Annotated in this window: 12 protein-coding genes; 6 read left to right on the top strand and 6 right to left on the bottom strand. The window is 74.4% G+C overall.

The annotated features are described in order from the left end of the window. Positions 1-6: 6 nt before the first annotated feature. Genes I4J89_RS32075 through I4J89_RS32060 form a run of 4 tightly spaced genes read left to right on the top strand, consistent with a single transcriptional unit; the run spans position 7 to position 7659 of the window. The gene (locus I4J89_RS32075) at positions 7-948 is read left to right on the top strand and encodes an RnfABCDGE type electron transport complex subunit D (protein ID WP_196417870.1); all 942 of its coding nucleotides are present in this window, start codon (positions 7-9) and stop codon (positions 946-948) included. Between the two features lie 11 nt (positions 949-959). After that, positions 960-6575, top strand: a complete 5616-nt coding sequence (locus tag I4J89_RS32070; protein WP_196417869.1) for a type I polyketide synthase — start codon at positions 960-962, stop codon at positions 6573-6575. Positions 6576-6580: 5 nt separating this feature from the next. Next, complete coding sequence (locus I4J89_RS32065; RefSeq protein ID WP_196417868.1) at positions 6581-7024, top strand: acyl-CoA thioesterase; 444 nt, start codon at positions 6581-6583, stop codon at positions 7022-7024. Continuing rightward, entirely contained in the window at positions 7021-7659 is a 639-nt protein-coding gene (locus I4J89_RS32060) for an NADPH-dependent F420 reductase (protein WP_196417867.1), read from the top strand. The genes I4J89_RS32065 and I4J89_RS32060 overlap by 4 nt, the downstream gene beginning before the upstream one ends. On the opposite strand, the gene I4J89_RS32055 is transcribed toward I4J89_RS32060, so the two are convergent. Both I4J89_RS32055 and I4J89_RS32050 read right to left on the bottom strand, forming a co-directional pair. Next, on the bottom strand, positions 7638-9467 hold the full coding sequence (locus I4J89_RS32055) for an AfsR/SARP family transcriptional regulator (RefSeq protein ID WP_196417866.1): 1830 nt from the start codon (positions 9465-9467) through the stop codon (positions 7638-7640). The genes I4J89_RS32060 and I4J89_RS32055 overlap by 22 nt on opposite strands. Before the next feature lie 181 nt (positions 9468-9648). Then, positions 9649-10458, bottom strand: coding sequence for a helix-turn-helix domain-containing protein (locus tag I4J89_RS32050; protein ID WP_309238560.1), 810 nt, complete (start codon positions 10456-10458; stop codon positions 9649-9651). Positions 10459-10647: 189 nt separating this feature from the next. On the opposite strand from I4J89_RS32050, the gene I4J89_RS32045 reads away from it, so the two are divergent. Further along, entirely contained in the window at positions 10648-11874 is a 1227-nt protein-coding gene (locus tag I4J89_RS32045; protein WP_196417865.1) for an ABC1 kinase family protein, read from the top strand. Positions 11875-11898: 24 nt separating this feature from the next. Then, positions 11899-12732 (top strand): helix-turn-helix domain-containing protein, encoded by an 834-nt coding sequence (locus tag I4J89_RS32040; RefSeq protein WP_196417864.1) that lies wholly within the window; start codon positions 11899-11901, stop codon positions 12730-12732. A gap of 4 nt (positions 12733-12736) precedes the next feature. Here the strand turns inward: I4J89_RS32040 and I4J89_RS32035 are convergent, their stop codons facing one another. From I4J89_RS32035 to I4J89_RS32020, 4 genes are read right to left on the bottom strand one after another with little or no spacing between them, the layout of a single operon-like run. Beyond that, positions 12737-13420: a PIG-L deacetylase family protein gene (locus I4J89_RS32035; RefSeq protein ID WP_196417863.1), complete on the bottom strand. Its 684-nt coding sequence runs from the start codon at positions 13418-13420 to the stop codon at positions 12737-12739. After that, the gene (locus I4J89_RS32030) at positions 13413-15083 is read right to left on the bottom strand and encodes a CoA transferase (protein WP_196417862.1); all 1671 of its coding nucleotides are present in this window, start codon (positions 15081-15083) and stop codon (positions 13413-13415) included. Before I4J89_RS32030 ends, I4J89_RS32035 begins: the two co-directional genes overlap by 8 nt. A gap of 3 nt (positions 15084-15086) precedes the next feature. Further along, positions 15087-16625 (bottom strand): class I adenylate-forming enzyme family protein, encoded by a 1539-nt coding sequence (locus I4J89_RS32025; protein WP_196417861.1) that lies wholly within the window; start codon positions 16623-16625, stop codon positions 15087-15089. Beyond that, positions 16622-18103 carry an FAD-binding oxidoreductase gene (locus I4J89_RS32020; RefSeq protein WP_196417860.1) on the bottom strand — a complete coding sequence of 494 codons (1482 nt, stop codon included), beginning with the start codon at positions 18101-18103 and terminating at the stop codon, positions 16622-16624. Before I4J89_RS32020 ends, I4J89_RS32025 begins: the two co-directional genes overlap by 4 nt. Between the last annotated feature and the right edge of the window lies 1 nt (position 18104).

The following is an 18104-nucleotide window of genomic DNA, read 5'->3' as shown; positions in this document are numbered from 1 at the left end:
ACAGCGATGACGTCTCCGACCCGATCGCCCAAGGGGTTGACCGCGCTGCGCCGGTTCGCCGTGTCCATCACCGTCTTCACCATCCTCGGGCACGTGTGGCTCGGCTTCGAGCAGTCGTATCTGACGCCGATCGTGGCGTTGCTGACCGCGTACGCGCTGAGCCTGCTCCTGGAGAGCGTGGACGCGTGGGCGCAGCACCGGCCGGTCCGCTTCCGCGGCTCCACCGGCAACCTGGTCACCTTCCTGCTGCCCGCGCACATCGCCGCGCTGGCCTGCGCGATGCTGCTGTACGGCAACGAGCGGCTGATGCCCACCGTCTTCGCCGTGACCGTCGCGATCAGCAGCAAGTACCTGCTGCGGATCCGGGTCGGTGGGGTGCCGCGCCACTATTTCAACCCGAGCAACCTCGGGATCAGCGCCACGCTGATCTGCTTCACCTGGGTGGCCATCGCACCGCCGTACCAGTTCACCGAGAACACCGGCTCGATCGTCGACTGGGCGCTGCCGGCGGTGATCCTGATCTCCGGCACGGTGATCAACGCGAAGCTGACCGGGCGGATGCCGCTGATTCTCGGCTGGGTGGGCGGTTTCGCGCTGCAGGCGGTGATCCGGGGCGCGTTCCTGCCGGACAGTCTGGCGTCCGCCCTGCTGGTGATGACCGGCGTGGCGTTCATCCTGTTCACCAACTACATGATCACCGACCCGCAGACGTCCCCGTCGCGCCCGCGCGACCAGGTGCTGTTCGGCGCCGCCACCGCCGGGGTGTACGGCCTGCTGGTCACCGCGCACATCACCTTCGGGCTGTTCTACGCGCTGACCATCGTGTGCGCCGGCCGGTTCCTGTTCACCCTGGTGCGGACCCGCCGCGCGGGCGACGGCCGCACCGCGCCGTCGCGACCGCCCACCACTCCGGCACGCACGCCGGAGGCGGTCAACGTCGGCAGCTAGGAGAGATCAGCATGGCCGAGAGGATCGCCGTCGTCGGAATGGCCTGCCGGTATCCGGAGGCCGCCGACCCGCACCAGTTGTGGCAGAACGTCATGGCGCGGCGGCGGTCCTTCCGCCGGTTGCCGCCGCAACGGCTGCCGCTGGCCGAGTACGGCGGTGCGGACGCCGACCAGACGTACGTCACGCACGCCGGGCTGATCAGCGACTGGACGTTCGACCGGCAGCGCTTCGGGGTGGCCGGCCCGACGTTCCGGGCCGTGGACACCACCCACTGGCTGGCGCTCGACGTGAGCGCGGCGGCGCTGGCCGACGCCGGATTCCCGGACGGCGACGGGCTGGACCGCGCCCGCACCGGTGTGGTGCTGGGCAACACGCTGACCGGCGAGTTCTCCCGGGCGAACGCGTTGCGCAACCGCTGGCCGTACGTGCGGCGCTCGGTGCTGACCGCGCTCGACTCCTCGGGCGTGCCGGCCGGCGAGCGTGCCGGGTTCGTCGAGGCGGTCGAGCGCGCGTTCAAGGGGCCGTTCCCGGAGCCGTCCGACGAGACACTCGCCGGCGCGCTGGCGAACACGATCGCCGGCCGGGTGTGCAACCACTTCGACTTCCACGGCTTCGGGTACACCGTGGACGGTGCCTGCGCGTCGTCGCTGCTGGCCGTCTCCACGGCCGCCACGGCGCTGGCCGAGGGCCGGCTGGACGTGGCGCTGGCCGGCGGAGTCGACCTCAGCCTGGACCCGTTCGAGCTGGTGGGCTTCGCCCGGGTGGGTGCGATGGCGCACGGCGAGATGCGGGTGTACGACCGGCGCCCGACCGGCTTCCTGCCCGGCGAGGGGTGCGCGGTGCTCGTGCTGTGCCGGGAGTCGTACGCCCGCCGGCGCGGACTGCGCACCTACGCCCAGCTGCTGGGCTGGGGACTGTCGTCGGACGGCGGCGGCGGGCTGACCCGTCCGGAGTCCGCCGGGCAGGGTCTGGCGCTGCGCCGGGCGTACCAGCACGCCCGCGTGGACCCGGCCACGGTGAGCCTGGTCGAGGGGCACGGCACCGGCACCGACGTCGGCGACCGTACCGAGCTCGACGCGCTGCTGGAGCTGCGCCGCGACGCCGCCGGTCCGGCGGCGCTCGGCAGTATCAAGGCCAACATCGGGCACACCAAGGCGGCGGCCGGCGTGGCCGGGCTGCTCAAGGCGGTGCAGGCGATCCACCACGGGGTGCTGCCGCCGACCACCGGGTGCCCGGAACCGCATCCGCTGCTGACCGCACCCGGCGCCCGCCTGGAGATCCTCGGCGAGGCTCGGCCCTGGCCGGCCGGCCGGCGGCACGCCGCGGTCAGCGCGATGGGCTTCGGCGGCATCAACGCGCACGTGGTCGTGGGTGGGCCGCCCGCCGGCCGGCGCCGGCGGCTCACCCCCGCCGAACGGCGGCTCGCCGCACCGCACCCCGGACACGAGGTGGTGGTCTGCACCGCCGCCGACCGGGCGGCGCTGGCGGCGAGGCTGGCCCGGATCGGGGACGTAGCGGCCACCATGTCCGCCGGTGAACTGGGCGATCTGGCGGCCACCCTGGCCGGCACCGAGGCGGTGGACGCGCCGTACCGGTTCGCTGCCGCGGTCACCGATCCGGACGCGCTGGCCGCCGCCGTCCGGCACGCCCGCGAACACCTGGCCACCGGTGCCACGACGCTCATCGACCCGCGGCGCGGCGTGTTTCTCGGCGGCCCCGGCCGGTTGCGCGCCGCGGTCCTGTTCCCCGGGCAGGCGGCGCCCTGCTACCCCGGACCGGGCGCGCTCGGTCCGCTGCTCGGCACCCTGCCGCCCGGATACGGCGACGCGCTTGCGGTTCCCGGCGACCCGCACGCCACGGTGAGCACCGACGTCGCACAGCCGGCTGTCCTGCGCGGCATCCTCGCCGGGCTGCGGTGGCTGGCCGCGATCGGCGCCGACGCGGACCAGGGTGCCGGGCACAGCCTCGGCGAGATCGGTGCGCTGGTCTGGGCCGGCGCGCTGCGCGAGAGGGATGCGTACGCGCTGGCCGCCGTCCGGGGAGCCGCCATGGCCGCGGCCGACCGTGCACCGGCCGGGATGGCGGCCCTGCACGCCGGCCCGGAGGTCGTGGCCGGTCTGCTGCGGGGCACCGACGCGGTGATCGCGGCGGAGAACGGCGCCCGCCAGACCGTGGTGTCCGGCGGCCGCGAGGCGGTCGGCCGGGTGATCGACAAGGCGGCACGCGCCGGCGTCAGCGCGGCCTGGCTCCCGGTCGCGCACGCCTTCCACTCACCGGCCATGGCACCGGCCGCGCCCCGGCTCAAGGCGGCCGCCGCCGCGGTGACCTGGCGACCGGTGCGCCGGCCGGTGGCCTCGACGGTCACCGGCGACTGGCTGGCCGGCGAGGATCCGGTGGAGCTGCTGGTCCGGCAGCTCACCGCGCCGGTCCGGTTCACGCAGGCGCTGGCCCGGCTCTCCGCCGACCTGTTCGTCGAGGTCGGTCCGGGACGGCTGATGGCCGGCCTGACCGGGTCCGCGACCGTGTCCCTGGACGCCGGGTCACCCTCCGCCGAGGGTGTCGCGGCGGTCACCGCGGCACTGTTCGCCGCCGGCCGGTGCCGTACCCTCGCGCCCCTGTTCGAGAACCGCTTCACCCGGCCGTTCGCCCTGGACCGGGACCGGGTGCTGCTGACCAACCCGTGCGAGGCCACGCCGGCCGTGCCGGCCGGTCCGGAGACGGCCGCGGCGCGGCCGGCTGGACCGGAGCGGAGTGACCCGCTGGGTGTCGCTCTCGCCTGCGTGGCGGAGGCTCTGGAACTGGACGCGGACGCCATCGCGCCGGACGCCCGCCTGCTGGCCGAACTGCACGTGAGCTCGCTGCGGGTCACCCAGATCGCCGCCGAGACGGCGGCGCGGCTGGGCCGGGCGATGCCGGCGGTGCCGCTCGCCCTCGCCACCGCGACCGTCCGGGAACTCGCGGACACCATCGCCGAGCTGCCGGCCGCCGAGAACGGCGACGAGGCGGCCCCGGCCGGTGTGGCCGGATGGGTACGGGCCTTCGCGCCCACCCTCGTCGCGGAGCCCGAGCCGGGCGGCCCGGTCACCGACCGCTCGTTCACCGTGGTCGGCGACCTGGCCGGGCACCCGCTGGCGGACGAGATCCGCGCCGCGTTCCCCCGGACCGGCCACGGCACGCCGTCTCACGTTCTCGCGCTACCGCCGTGGCCGGCCCCGGCCCCGGCGGCGGACGTGGTGGCCGCGCTCCAGGCGGCGCACCGCGACGGCGCCCCGCTCGTCGTCGTGCATCACGGCGGCGTCGGCGCGGCGGTCGGCCGCAGCCTGGCCGCCGAGGACCCGAAGATCCCGGTGCTGGTGGTCGAGGTGCCGGCGGATGCCGCCGGCATCGCGCGGGCCGCCGCCGAGGCCCGTCACGAGCCGGCACCGTACGCCGAGGTGGTCTTCGGCCGGGACGGGCGGCGCACCGTACCGATGATGGAGCCGGTCGCGCTGCCGCCGGCCGATCCGGACCGGATCCCGCTGCGCCCGGGCGACGTCTGCCTGGTGACCGGGGGCGCGAAGGGCATCGGAGCGGAGTGCGCCGTCGCACTGGCCGGCCACACCGGCGCGCGGATGGTGCTGCTCGGCCGGTCACCGCGGACCGACCCGGCGGTACGGGCCACACTGTCCCGGCTGCCCGACGCGGTCTACCGGGCGGTCGACGTCACCGACGGCGCCGCGGTGGCGCGGGTGCTCGGCGAGGTGCGGCACCGCCACGGCCCGGTCCGGGCGCTGCTGCACGCCGCCGGGCAGAACGCCCCGGTGCTCATCCCGGACCTCGACGTGGCGGCGATGCGTGCCGCACACGCGCCCAAGGCCGACGGATTCGAGCATGTGCTGGCCGCCCTGGACACCGGCGAGCTGCGGTTCGCGGTCACCTTCGGTTCGGTGATCGCGCGTACCGGGCTGGCCGGCGAGGCGCACTACGCGGTGGCCAACGAATGGCTGGCCCAGCGATGCGCCCGGCTCACCGCGGAGCGGCCCGAGGTCCGCTGGCTCAACGTCGAGTGGTCGGCCTGGTCGGGTGCGGGCATGGGGGTACGCCTGGGCGTACTCGACGGGCTGATCCGGCGCGGCCTCGATCCGATCCCGGTGGACGCCGGCGCCGCCATGCTGCTGCGCCTGTTGTCCGCCACCGCCCTGCCGCCCAGCGTGCTGGTGACCGGCCGGCTGCCGGCCAGCCCGGCGCTGCGCTGGCGCACCGGCGACCAGGCGTTGTCCGGGCGGTTCCTGGAGGCGCCACTGGTACACACGCCGGGCACCGAGCTGGTCGCGGCGGCCGACGTGTCGACCGGCACCGACCCGTACCTGACCGGCCATCGGGTCGACGGGACGGCCGTGCTGCCGGCCGTGGCGGGCCTGGAGGCGATGGCCCAGTGCGCCACGGCGCTCACCGGAGCAGCCGAGCGGCCGCTCTTCACCGACGTGCGGCTCAGCCATCCGGTCACCGTTCCGGACCGGGACCGCCGTACGCTCCGGGTGGCCGGCCTGACCAGGGAGGACGGCACGGTCGACGTGGTGCTGCGCAGCGACGAGACCGGCTTCGCCACCGATCACTTCCGGGCGAGGTTCGGCGGTCCGCCGGCGCCGCCGGACCCGGCGGTCGCCGGGCTGTCCGGAGCCGAGATGCCGGCCGAGCACCTGTACGGGCCACTGTTCTTCCACGGCCCGGTGTTCCAGCGGGTACGCGGTTACCGGGCGATCGGCGCGTACCGCTGCGTCGGCGTCGTCGACGCCGGCCCGGGTGACCCGTGGTTCTCCGCGTTCCTGGACCAGCGGCTGCGCCTCGGCGACCTCGGCGCCCGCGACGCGTTCCTGCACCTGCTCCAGGCCTGCGTGCCGGACCGGATGGTGCTGCCGGTGGGCGTGGACCGCATCCGCATGCACCGCCCGCCGGCCGGACGGCTCACCGTGTCCGCCCGGCAGCGTTCCGAGGATCCGGACGGGTTCGTCTTCGACCTGACGGTGACCGATCCGGCGGGCGCGCCGGTGGAGGACTGGACCGGGTTGCGGCTGCGGGCCGTCCGGGCGATGGATCTGCCCCGGTGGCCGCTGGAACTGGCCGGCGCGTACCTGACCCGGCTACTGGCCCGGCAGCGGCCGGCGCCGCCGGTGGAACTGGCCACCGCCCGGGCCGACCGCTCCGATCCGGCGCACACCGCGGAGGTGGCCGGCTGGCTGGCGGGCGTCCGGGTCACGCACGCCGACGACGGGCGCCCGGTGACCACCGGCCCGGGTTCGGTGTCGGCCAGCCACCTCGACGACCATCTGCTGGTCGCGGCCGGACCCGGCCGGGTGGCGGTCGACTGGGACCGGATCGGTGCGGCGGCGCCACCGCTGCCCGGTGCGGATGTGGCGGTGGCGGCCCAGGCCGCCCGGGCCGCCGGTGAGGACACCGGCACCGCCGCCTGGCGGATCTGGACGTGCCGGGAGGTGCTGCGCAAGCTCGGCGAGCCGCCGTCCGCGCCGCTCACCGTGGCCACGGCGGTCGACGGCGGTACGACGCTGCGGTCCGGCGACGTGGCACTGCACAGCGTGGTGCTGGACAGCACGGCCGGCCCGGTGGCGATCAGCGTGGGAACCGGGTGACGGCGATGACCGGCCGATACGTCCACCACCATCGGGTGACCCTCGACGAGACGAACGTGGTGGGCAACGTCTACTTCGCCCACTACGTACGCTGGCAGGGACACTGCCGCGAGCAGTTCCTGCTCGACCGCGCGCCCGGCGTGCTGTCCCTGCTGGACGGTGACTTCGTGCTGGTCACCGTGGACTGCGCGGTGGAGTTCTACGCGGAGAGCTTCGCCGGCGACCGGATCGAGATCCGGATGGAGCTGGAGCGGATGACCGGCAACCGGGTGGCGATGGCGTTCGACTACGTGCGCTGCCAGGACGGCCGCGAGGAGTTGCTGGCCCGTGGCCGGCAGAGCGTGGCGTGCATGCGGCGGGCGGCGCACGGGCTGCAACCGGCGCCGATTCCGGACGAGCTGCGCGCCGCCCTGGCCCGGTACGACCCGGTCCGAGGCGGTGGCCGGTGACCGCGGCGGCTGTGGGAATCATCGGCGCGGGCCGGATGGGTACGGCGCTGGCCCGGGCGCTGACCGCCGCCGGGGTGCCCACCGCGCTGTGCACCGCCCGGGACTCGCCCGAGTCGACGCTGGACCACTTGCTGCGGCACACCCGCATCGTGCTGCTCGCCCTGCCGTTCCCGGTGGCCCTGGGGCTGGTCTCCGGGCCGGTCGGCCGGTGCGGCGGCGGCCGTACCCTGATCGACGCCACGAACCCGGGATTCTGCCGCGACCGGATGGTGCCGCCCGGACTGTCCGGTGGCGAGATCATCGCGGCCGCGGCGAACGGCTGGCGGACGGTCAAGGCGTTCAACACGGTCGCCGCCGACCACCTGGCCGCCACCCGGATCGGCGGCAGCCGGGTGACGATGCCGGTGGCCGGGCCGGCCGAGGCCAAGCCCGCGGTCTTCGAGCTGGCCGCACGGCTCGGGTTCGATCCGCTGGACGCCGGCGGCATCGAGAGCAGCCGGGAGATGGAGGATCTCGCGGTTCTGATGGCACGGATCAGCACGGCGTACGGGCTGCACGGGCGGATCGGCATCCGGATCGGCGAGCTGGACCACGCCCCGGTCGCGGTGAACGGTCAGGGCGCCGCGACGGCGTAGGCGCCGTACTTGCCGCGTTCGGTCATTCCCAGGTCGGTGGCGAGCCGGTGGACCAGCCGCAGCTTGCCGTAGAGCGGCACACCCCGGTCCCGGCGGACGAACAGCAGCGACTTGTCGACCAGGCGCATCAGCATCAGCCGGCTGTCCACCGGGCCGTACGGCGACGACTTCCAGACCGCCTCGGCCTTCGCGGCGCAGAACGTCAGCGGCAGCGCGCCCAGCCGCAGGAAGCACCACCGCTCCTGCCGTTCCAGGCAGTTGAGGCTGCGCAGCAGCGCGGCCTGCAACGAGCGGTGGTGCAACGGCAGCCCGCGCCGCGGCGGCTGCAGGTCGCGCAGCGGATCGTCGACGCGCCGGACCAGCTGGTCCAGGGTCTCCGTGGCCAGGCACTCCGCGGCCAGTTCCACCGCCAGCGGCAGGTCGTCGAGCTGTTCGCAGAGGCCGGCGACGGTCCGCATCTGGTCCGAGTCGAGCCGCAGCCCGGGGCTGACCTGCGCCGCCCGGCGGGCGAACAGCTGGACGGCCGGCGGCTCGGCGGTCCAGTGCGGCTCGTCGGCGCTGGACACGCGCAGCGGCCGCAACCGCCAGACCGTCTCGTACGGCACGCCCAGCGGTTCGCGCGAGGTGACCACCACCGACACGTTGCGGCAGGCGCGGACGATGTCGTCGACCACCTCGACGCACGCGTCGATCACGTGCTCCACGTCGTCGAAGACGATCAGGATCTGCTGGTCGCCGAGCAGGCGCGACGGCGCGGCACTGCCCGGCTCGGCGCCGAGCAGGGTGCTCAGCCGCCGCTCCAGCTGCGCCGCGTGGGTGATCTCGGCACAGTCCAGCACCGCCACTCCACCCGGCAGGTTGTCGCGCAGGCAGGCCGCCGCGCACAGGGCCAGCGTCGACTTGCCGCATCCCGGTGGCCCGGTGATGGTCAGCAGCCGCTGCTCGGCCAGGATGGAGATGACCGCGTTCAGGTCGCGCTCGCGGTAGATCAGCTGCATGAGACCGGGGCCCCGGCCGCGCCAGGGCGGGCGCACCGGGTCGGCCGGCGCGCTGGCGACACCGGCCCGCACCGGCATCGGATCGTCGCCGGCCAGCACGGCGCGGTACGCGTCGGACAGCTCGGTTCCGGGCCGTACGCCGAGCTCCGCCTTGAGCATCACCCGGATGTCGTCGAAGTGCCGGACCGCGGCGGCCCGGCGACCGGTCTGTTCGAGCGCGACCATGTACTGGGCCTGGGCGAGCTCGTTCATCGGCTCGGTGGCCGCCAGCCGGCGCGCGATCGGCAGCACCGTCGCCGCCTGCCTGAGGTCGAGACCGGTACGGACGTAGTCGAGCGCGGCGTCGGACCACATCCGGCGCAGCAGGTCCAGCCGTTCCGGGGAGTTGAGCAGGGAGGACAGCTCGGTCAGATCCGGGTCGCGCCACAGCCGCATCGCCTCGCCGAGCAGTTCGAAGGTCCGCTGCGACTCGTCGGCCGAGAGGAACTGCTTCGCCTGCCGGTAGAGCAGCTCGAAGCGGGTGACGTCGACGAGCTCCCGGCTGGTCATCAACCGGTAGCCGCCGGGCCCGGAGCTGATGATGTTGGTGCGGCCCCGGGGTGGCAGATCGGGTTCCAGCAGACGGCGTAGCCGGGCCACGTACGTGTGCACCAGCTGGCGGGCGCTGACCGGCTGCGCCGTTCCCCACACCATGCCGAGCAGCGATTCGATGGAGACCGGGTGACCGACGTGCAGGGCCAGGGCCGCCAGCACCGCCCGCTGTTTGGCCGGCCCGAGGTCGATCGGTACCGGACCCCGATGCACCTGCATCGATCCCAATGTCGTAATGCGCAAGATCGCCCTGGAGTCGGACATCGACAGCTCCCGTCGAAGTCGTCACCGGCGGGTCTCATGCGCCGTCCCCGCCGGCCTCATAGAGAGTGTGCCTTTCAGCTATCCATCGGATCGAGTGTCCGATCACTCCTTCTCTGTCTTGTTTCGACACTGCCCGCTACGTGGGCCCGGCCGCGTCGGGCGGGCAGGCCAGCGGCAGCAGGGCGGCGATCGGCGGATCGGTCGGCGCCGGCCGGCGAAGCTCCGCCCGTACCGCCGGCGGTGGTCGCTCGGAGACCGACAGCCGGGCGCGTCCAATGTGCAGGCTGCCCGGTACGTCGTTGACGAGCGCGTCGACGATCCGTGTGCCGGCCGGGATCACCATGCAGAACGCCGCGTACTCACCGCATGCCGGCGGCTTGGTCAAGGACACCCGCGACAGCCCGGTGGAGGGCGCCCAGCGTCCACGGTGCACCCGCAGGCTTCCGGCCGGCATCAGGCAGGCGCAGACCAGCGATCCCGGCTCCGGCGCCCGGGTCAGGACCATCGCCGGGGCGCCGCCGTACGGCTGCCGGTGCGGCCGTGACCACCAGCTCGCCCCGGCCGCCCGGGCGTCGCCGAGCGCCCGGGCACGCGTCCGGAAACGCGACGGCGGGGTGCTGGTCAGCTGCCCGAACTGGGCGGAGAACGTACCGGGACTGGCGTAGCCGACCCGCGCGCCGACCTGCCGGACCGACAGGTTGGAGTGCAGCAGCAGCCGCCGTGCCTCGGCCATCCGCAGGGTCGCCAGGAACCGGGCTGGTGTCACCGCCGTGATCTCGCGGAACACCTGATGGAAGTAGAACGGGCTGAACGCGGCCGCGCCGGCCAGCGTGCGCAGGGGCTGAGGATGCGCGAGCCGCTCGCGCATCACGCCGATGGCGCGGGTGACCGCCTCGGTGTGGGCCAGCCGTACGTCGGGGCTCGCCGATTTCATCGCCGTGGACACGCTCCCCCTCCGTGCCGAACTGCTTACGCCACGCAGTGTGCACTTCGCACCTTGACGACTTCTTGAAGTCACCGGGCGCGGAGTCTTCAAGGTTGGGGTCTGCGCCGTACGGCCTTGCCCGGGCCGTCGCCGCGCTCGTTGAATCGGGCGAGACAGCCCGCCTCGTCGCCGTCCGCCGGGAGGCTCCGCATGGCGCCCACCGTCCCGTGGCCCGTCCTGATCGCCCGCCTGAGCAGCTGGCTCGTCGCGGGCGGAGCGGTGCTGTGGTCCACTGTGGCGCGGCGGGAAACCGGTGTCGTACCGGTGCTGGTCCGATTGGGACCTACCTTCGTCAAGGGCGGCCAGCTGCTGAGCACGCGGGGCGACCTGCTGCCGCCGGCGTTCTGCGCGCGGCTGGCCCGGCTCACCGACCGGATGGAACCGATGTCCGCCGCCGACGTCAGACGGGCCCTGGCGACGGCGTACCGCGGCGGGCGGGCGTGGCCGTTCGCCGAGTTCGACTACACCGCGGTGGCGAGCGGCAGCATCGCCGGCGTGTACCGCGCCCGGCTGCGCAACGGCCGGCCGGTCGCGGTCAAGGTACGGCGGCCCGGGCTGGAGCGCCTGATGCTCGCCGACTTCCGGCTGCTCGGCCTGATGGCCGGGCTGGGCGAGCACATGCCGGGACTTCGTGGCCTGCCGGCCCGGCGCATGATCGATCAGATCGGACCGGCCGTTCTCGGCCAGCTCGACCTCGCGCGCGAGGCCGTCATGCTGGAACGGCTGCGCGGCAACCTCGGCAGCATGGTACGGATTCCGGCGACGGTACCGGCGGCCGCGGGCGAGGGCGTGCTCGTGATGGAGTTCCTCGACGAACTCGAGCGGTTCGGGCCGGCCACCTTCACCGCGGAGCAGCGCCGCACCATCGTGCGGCAGATTCTGCACGCGGTCTACCAGATGCTGTTCATCGACGGCCTCGTCCATTGCGACATGCATCCCGGCAACCTGTACCTGCGGCCCACCGGCGAGGTGGTGCTGCTGGACGCCGGTTTCGTGGTCGAGCTGACCCCCAAGGTGCGCAAGCTGTTCGCCCAGTTCTTCGTCAACATGGCGCTGGGCCGGGGCGAGGTGTGCGCGGACATCGTGCTGCGCAGCGCCAGCAGCGTGCCGGCCGGCGCCGACCTGTCCGCGTTCCGCCGGGAACTGGGCCAGCTCGTGCGGGACAACCACGGGCGGCTGGCCGGCCAGTTCCGGCTCGCACCGTTCGCCGCCCGGTTGTTCGACCTGCAACGCCGGCACCGGATCACCGCGGACCCCGAGTTCGTGTTCCCGCTGCTGTCCCTGCTCGTGCTGGAAGGCATGATCAACGACTTCGACGTCGACGTGGACTTCCAGAAGGAATCGATCCCCACCCTGTTCGAGGCGTTGCGGAGCTGACCGCCGCCGGTGGAGAGGAGCGTCATGGAGCTAACATCCGCAGCGGGTCGGCCGGTCACCGAGCACACCGCGGACATGTGGAGCCAGGCTGTCCTGCGCTCCATCGGCACCATGCGCGAGCACCTGGGTGACGAGCTGTCCCTGCGTACGCTCGCCCAGTCCGCCTGGCTGAGCCCGTTCCACTTCCACCGGATCTTCCACCGGCTGACCGATTCCACGCCGGCCCGGTTCCTCGCCGCGTGGCGGATCGCCGAGGCCAAGCGGCGGCTGGCGTACAGCGACGACAGCGTCACCGACATCTGCATGCAGATCGGGTACGCCAGCCTGGGCACGTTCACCTCGCAGTTCACCCGGGTCGTCGGCGTGCCACCGGGACGGTTCCGCCGGCTCGTGGGCAGCTACGCGGACGTGCCGTTCCACGAGATCCTGGAACGGCTCGAGGACGCCATGGAACAGCCGGGGCCGGCCACGGTGACGGTGTCGGTCAGCGGAGGCCCCGATGACGGGACACCGGCCGCCGTCGGGCTCTTCGACAGCACCATCCCGCAGCGCCGCCCGGCCGGCTGCGCGGTGGTCCGCACGCCCGGCACGGCCGGGCTCGGCGTGCGGACGCCCGGGGTGTTCCAGCCGCTCGCGATGTGCTTCGAGCGATCGGTGACGGTACGCGAGGCGGTGGCCGTCACCGACCTGGACCGCTGCTACGTCGCCGCGGCCCCGAACCCGATCCAGGTGCCCGAGCGCGCCGCGACCGCGCCGGTCACCGTGGAGCTGACGCTGCGCCGGCGCAACCCGACCGACCCGCCGATCCTGCTGGCCCTGCCGCTGCTGATGGCGGCCGCCGAACGGATGCCGGGCTGACGGCTCACCCGATCGCGATGCGCCGGTAGTGTTCGGCGTAGTCGTAGCCCGGGCCGCGGCCGGCCTGGCGCATCCACTCGAACACCCACGCCGGCGGCTCTCCACCGGTCTGGCTGCGGTGCTGCCGCAGGGCGTCGCTCTTGCGGTCGATGTACGGTGTCGCGTCGACGAAGTGGTTGGGCCGCTCGTACCCGGGCACCCAGACCTCGCGGACCCGGTGCGGGCCGAGGCCGTCCCGCGCCAGCTCGGGGCAGGCCCGCGGGTTGTCCGCGTCCGGGTAGACCGCCGCGAGCGTCGCCTCACCGACCGCGATGTGATCCGGATGCGAGGCCTCGATCGGGATGTCCAGCACCCGGCGCGGATAGTGGGTGAGCACCAGGGCCGGCCGGTCCCGCCGGATCTGTGCGGTGATCTCCCGGCGCAGGGCCAGCGTCGGTTCCAGGCAGCCGTCCGGCAACCCCAGGAACCGCACCTCCCGTACGCCCAGCACGGCCGCGGCGGCGCGCTGCTCGTCCATGCGTACCGGCGTTGTCGCGTCCACCGGCTCGCCCTGGGCGCCGTCGCTGCAGATCAGGTAGCGCACGTCGGCGCCCGCGTCGGTCAGCGCCGCGATGGTGGCACCGAAGTGGAACTCGGCGTCGTCCGGGTGGGCGGTGACCACCAGGACCCGCTCGCCCGGCTCAACCATCGAAACTCCACGGTGTTCCGGGGATCCAGCAGGCGTCGCCGGCCCGTTCGAGCAGGCCGGCCAGGTGCGGGTCGTCGGCCAGACCGGTGAGGTCGGCCGGCACCGCGGCCGACGGCACGCCGTGTTCCGGCAGGCGGTGCGCCCAGTGCGCGGCGGAGTCGCGGCGCAGCGCGGCCCGCACCTCGGCGTCGCCGGCCGACACCGGCAGGCCGCACGCGGCACGCAACCGGCCGGCGGCGGCCGGGTCGGCGGCGGCCACGACGAGGCGACCGGAGGCCGTCTCGACCGGGCCGTCCCACGGACCCCACGGGGCGGACGCGGCGGCGGCCAGAGCGGCCGACGCGCGGATCAGCGAACTGCCGACCCGGCAACCGTGCCCGGTGAGTTCCCGCCGCAGCAGCCCGGCGAGCACGGCCTCGCCGGCCAGCAGGCCACCGGTCACGTCGACCAGGGTGACCCGGCTGGGCAGTGGGTCGGCGCCGGGCGGGTTGAGCAGGCTGCCGGATCCGGCGTACGCCTGAACGACGAAGTCACCGGCGATCGGGCAGGGCGGGTCGGTGATGCCGTCCCAGCCGGACGCGGTGGCGTGCACGACGGCCGGATTCACCCGGGCGACGGCGGCCGCGTCGAGCCCCAGCGCCTCGGCCCGCCCCGGCCGCCAGTTGTGCAGGAAGACGTCGGCGCTCGCGGCCAGCTCGCGCAGCCGGGCGAGGCCGGCCGGGCGCTTGTAGTCGATCTCCTCGATCCGCTTGCCGTCGTTGTACGCCAGGTACGCGGCGCCGTGCTGGCCGGCCAGCGGCGGGCTGTGCCGGCCGAAGTCGCCGCCCGGCGGTTCCACTTTGGTCACCCGCGCGCCGAGCCGGTGCAGCAGCAGGCCCGCCAGCGGACCCTGGAGCCGGGAGGTGACCTCGACGACGTGCAGCCCGCTCAGCGGTGCGTCCGGCGTCGACGGGCCGGGCGACGGGCGGTGGCCGGTCGTCGCGTGGTGCGGTTCGACGGTCCACGGTTCGGCGATGACCGGGGCGGGTGTGGTGCGTACCGGGACGACCGCGGCGCCGCAGGCCTCGGCGGCCGCGCGCACCTCGGCCAGGGTGTGCCGGCCGAAGGCGGCCGGCAGCTGCGGCGGCACCCGGCACTCGCCGGCCAGATACCGATAGACGTACGGCAGCCAGGCGGCACCGACCACGTCCGCGCCGTCGAGGCCGAGCCGGCGCCAGAAGGCCGCCCAGTCGTCGCCGGCCAGCACCTCGATCTCGGCCCAGACACCGTCCGCCGTCCGGAACGGTGGAGCGGGCACGCCGGCGGCCCGGTACGGGAACGAGCCACCGCCGGTCGCGATCGCCAGGTGATGCCGGACGAACTGCAGCGGACCGGCCAGGCCGCGGACCGTCACACCGCGCACCGGCAGGCCGCGGAGCCGGCCGATCAACCCGGCCAGGGCACCCTGCGCGGCGAGGATGCCGCCGGCCATCGCGCCGGCGTCGACGCCGAGCCGGCGCGGGGCACCGTGTTCACGGCCGTGGACGGTCATCAGGCCGCTGCGGGCCTGCGCGACACCCTCCGGCTCGGCGCCGGCGGGTGGTTCGAAGCGGATCGCGATCCGCCCGTCGGCGCGGACGCCGAGCCGCTCGAGATGGGTGGCGCAGATCGTGCCGGCGTCCATCGGTCACCGCCGTTCCAGGCGCTGCGCCGGTGTCCTCGCCGCCTCGCGCAGCCGGGGCAGGTCGACCTTGCCGATCGCTGTACGCGGGATCTCGTCGAGCAGGCACAGCTCCTCGGGCAGTTTGAACGGCGCCAGCCGCTGGCTCAGCTCGGCGCGCAGCACGAGCAGGTCGGGATGCCGGCCGGTCACCGGCTGGACGCAGGCGCACACCGTCTCGCCGACCATCGGGTCGGCGCGCCCGAACACCGCGGCGTCCGCCACGTCCGGGCAGCGCAGCAGGGCCTGTTCCACCTCGACCGGGTCCACCTTCAGCCCGCCGCGGTCGATCTGGTGTGCCTGCCGCCCGTGGATGTAGAGACGTCCCTGCTCGTCCAGGTGGCCCAGGTCGCCGGAGTAGTACCACGGGTCCGGTGGCGGGGCCTCGCCGTAGTAGCGCACCGGATACGTGGACCGGGAGAAGGCGATCTCACCGACCGTGCCGGTGGGCAGCGGCTCGTGGCGGGAGTCGACGACGCGCACCGAGCCGGGTTCCGGGCGGCCGACCGAGCCGCGCAGGACGTCCTCGGCGTCCTTGGTGGCCACCCCGATGCCTTCGCTGGAGCCGTACATCACCATCAGGTCGACGGCCAGCCGCTCCCAGATCTCGTTCACCAGCTCCGGGCGGAACGAGCCGGCGGTACCCACGCTGAAACGCAGCGTGTCCACCTGGTGCACGGCCGGGTCGAGGCGGTCCAGCAGCAGCGTGAAGTGGGCCGGTGCGCCGTTGAGCACGGTGACGCCGTGCGTGCCGACCGCCTGGAGAGCGGCCTCCGGGGAGAACCGGTCGAGCAGCACGAGGCAGCCGCCGGCCAGCAGCCCGGAGAGCGCCATCATCATGCCGAACCCGTGCGACAGCGGCAGCTGGGCGAGGTGCACGTCCTGCGGCCGGAACTCCAGCCAGCCGGCCAGGGCACGCCAGCGACCGGCCAGATTGCCGTGGAAGCCGACGGTGGCCTTCGGGGTGCCGGTCGTGCCGGAGCTGATGAACACGATGGCCGGGTCGTCCGGCGCCGGGCCGTCGCCGGGCTCCGGCCGGCCCGCGTCGTCGACCGTCCAGCGCACCAGCTCCGCCGGGGCGAGGTGGTCGGTCACCACGACCACCTGTACGTCCGGGTGCCGGCGGCGCACCGCGGCCGGGACGGCGTACGGGTTGGTCCGGTCGTCTCCCGGCTCGTAGATGAGCGTGCCGGCCCCGGTCTTGGCGATCACCGCGGCGAGCTCCGGTGCGGTGGACCGGTGATCGACGGCGACATGCACCGCGCCGAGGCTCCACGCCGCCGCCATGGCCACCAGGTACTCGCAGCGGTTCCCCACCGAGCAGGCCACCCGGTCCCCGCTGCCGACGCCGAGCCGCCGGTAGACACCGGCCAGCCGTCCGGCGGCCTCGGCCAGATCGGCGTGGGTCAGCCGGTGCCGGGGACAGATCAGGGCGGCCCGGTCCGGCCAGCGCTGCGCCGTCGCGAGCAGGGCGGCGGACAACGTCGGTGCTGGTTCGGCGTTCATAACCGCTCCCCGATCCCGTGTGCGGTCGTCATCTCAGGCTGCGCGGCCGCGGCCGGGGGCGCCTTCTCCCCGCTTGCGGTCGTCCCGGCGCCGGCCGGTGGGATGTTCTGGTTCAGGCGGAAGACGTTGCCCGGGTCGTAGCGGGCCTTGATGGCGCGCAGGCGTGACCAGGCCACCGGGTGGTACGCCGCACGCACCCGGTCCGGGCCCTCGTCGCCGAGCTCGTTGACGTACACGCCGTCGGTGCAGGGGCGCAGCGCGTCCCACAACCGGTCCACCCACTGCCGGTGTGCGGGCGTGTCGGCGGGGCGTTGCCAGACGGCGTCCACCGACACGCTGAACCCGGCGGACCGGTGACCGACCGCGGTCTCGGTCGGCCCCACCCGGGCCACCGCGCCGCCGAGCGGGGAGAGCATGACGATGCAGTGCGGCGACGGGACCGGCGCGGCCGGGCCGGTCAGCGCCGCGATCGCCCGGTCGGTCAGGGCCGGCAGGTAGCCGGCCCGGCCGTAGACCAGGGAGCCGAAGCGGCCCGCGTTGTCGTAGAGGCGCTGCAACGTGGTGTAACGCATCCGGCCGATCCGGTGCAGCAGCGGCGGGCCGAGGCGGGCGAGCGCGGCCAGGTCCCGGTCGGCGTCGCTCTCGGTGCCGAGATGACAGACGGCGACGGCCACCGCCGCCCGGCCGTGCAACTCCGCCGGTACGAACGGCGCGGCGGGCAGTCGCAGCAGGTTGCACTGCGCGGACAGCACGTCGGGGCAGTCCTGGACGAAGTCGCGGTACCACCGCAGCACCGGGCCGGCCACGGCCGCCGGATAGAACGCCGCTCCCCCGGTCACCGCGGGGCCCACCGGATGCAGGCGGAACTGCAGGGCGGTCGCCACGCCGAAGTTGCCCCCGCCTCCGCGCAGCGCCCAGAACAGGTCGGCGTCGGCGGTCCGGTCCGCGCGGGAGGTCATGCCGTCCGCGGTGACCAGGCGGACGGCACGCAGGTTGTCGGCGGCGAGGCCGTACCGGCGCATCAGCCAGCCCATGCCGCCGCCCAGCGTCAGCCCGGCCACTCCGGTCGTGGAGATCCGCCCGCCGGTGGTGGCCAGGCCGTCGGCCTGCGCCCGCCGGTCGAAGTCGCCCCAGAGCACGCCGGGCTGCACCGTCGCGATCCGTCGTTCCGGGTCGACCTCGATCCCCCGCATCCCGGACAGGTCCAGCGTGATCCCGCCGTCGCTGACCGCGCACCCGGTGACGTTGTGGCCGGTGCTGCGGATCGACAGTTCGATCTCGCGGCGGACGGCGTAGCGGACCGCGACAGCGACGTCGCCGGCGTCGGCGCATCTGACGATCAGCATGGGCCGGCGGTCGATCGCGCCGTTCCACACCCGGCGGGCGTCGTCGTACTCGTCGTCGCCCGGCAGGAGCAGGTCACCGCGAACCAGTCGCCGCAGATCCCGGTGCGCGGCCGCGCCGCCGGCGCCGGCCACG

It is taken from the genome of Actinoplanes aureus, from assembly GCF_015704865.1.
Taxonomy (GTDB): Bacteria; Actinomycetota; Actinomycetes; order Mycobacteriales; family Micromonosporaceae; genus Actinoplanes; species Actinoplanes aureus.
This window is presented reverse-complemented; position numbering and strand designations above follow the sequence as displayed.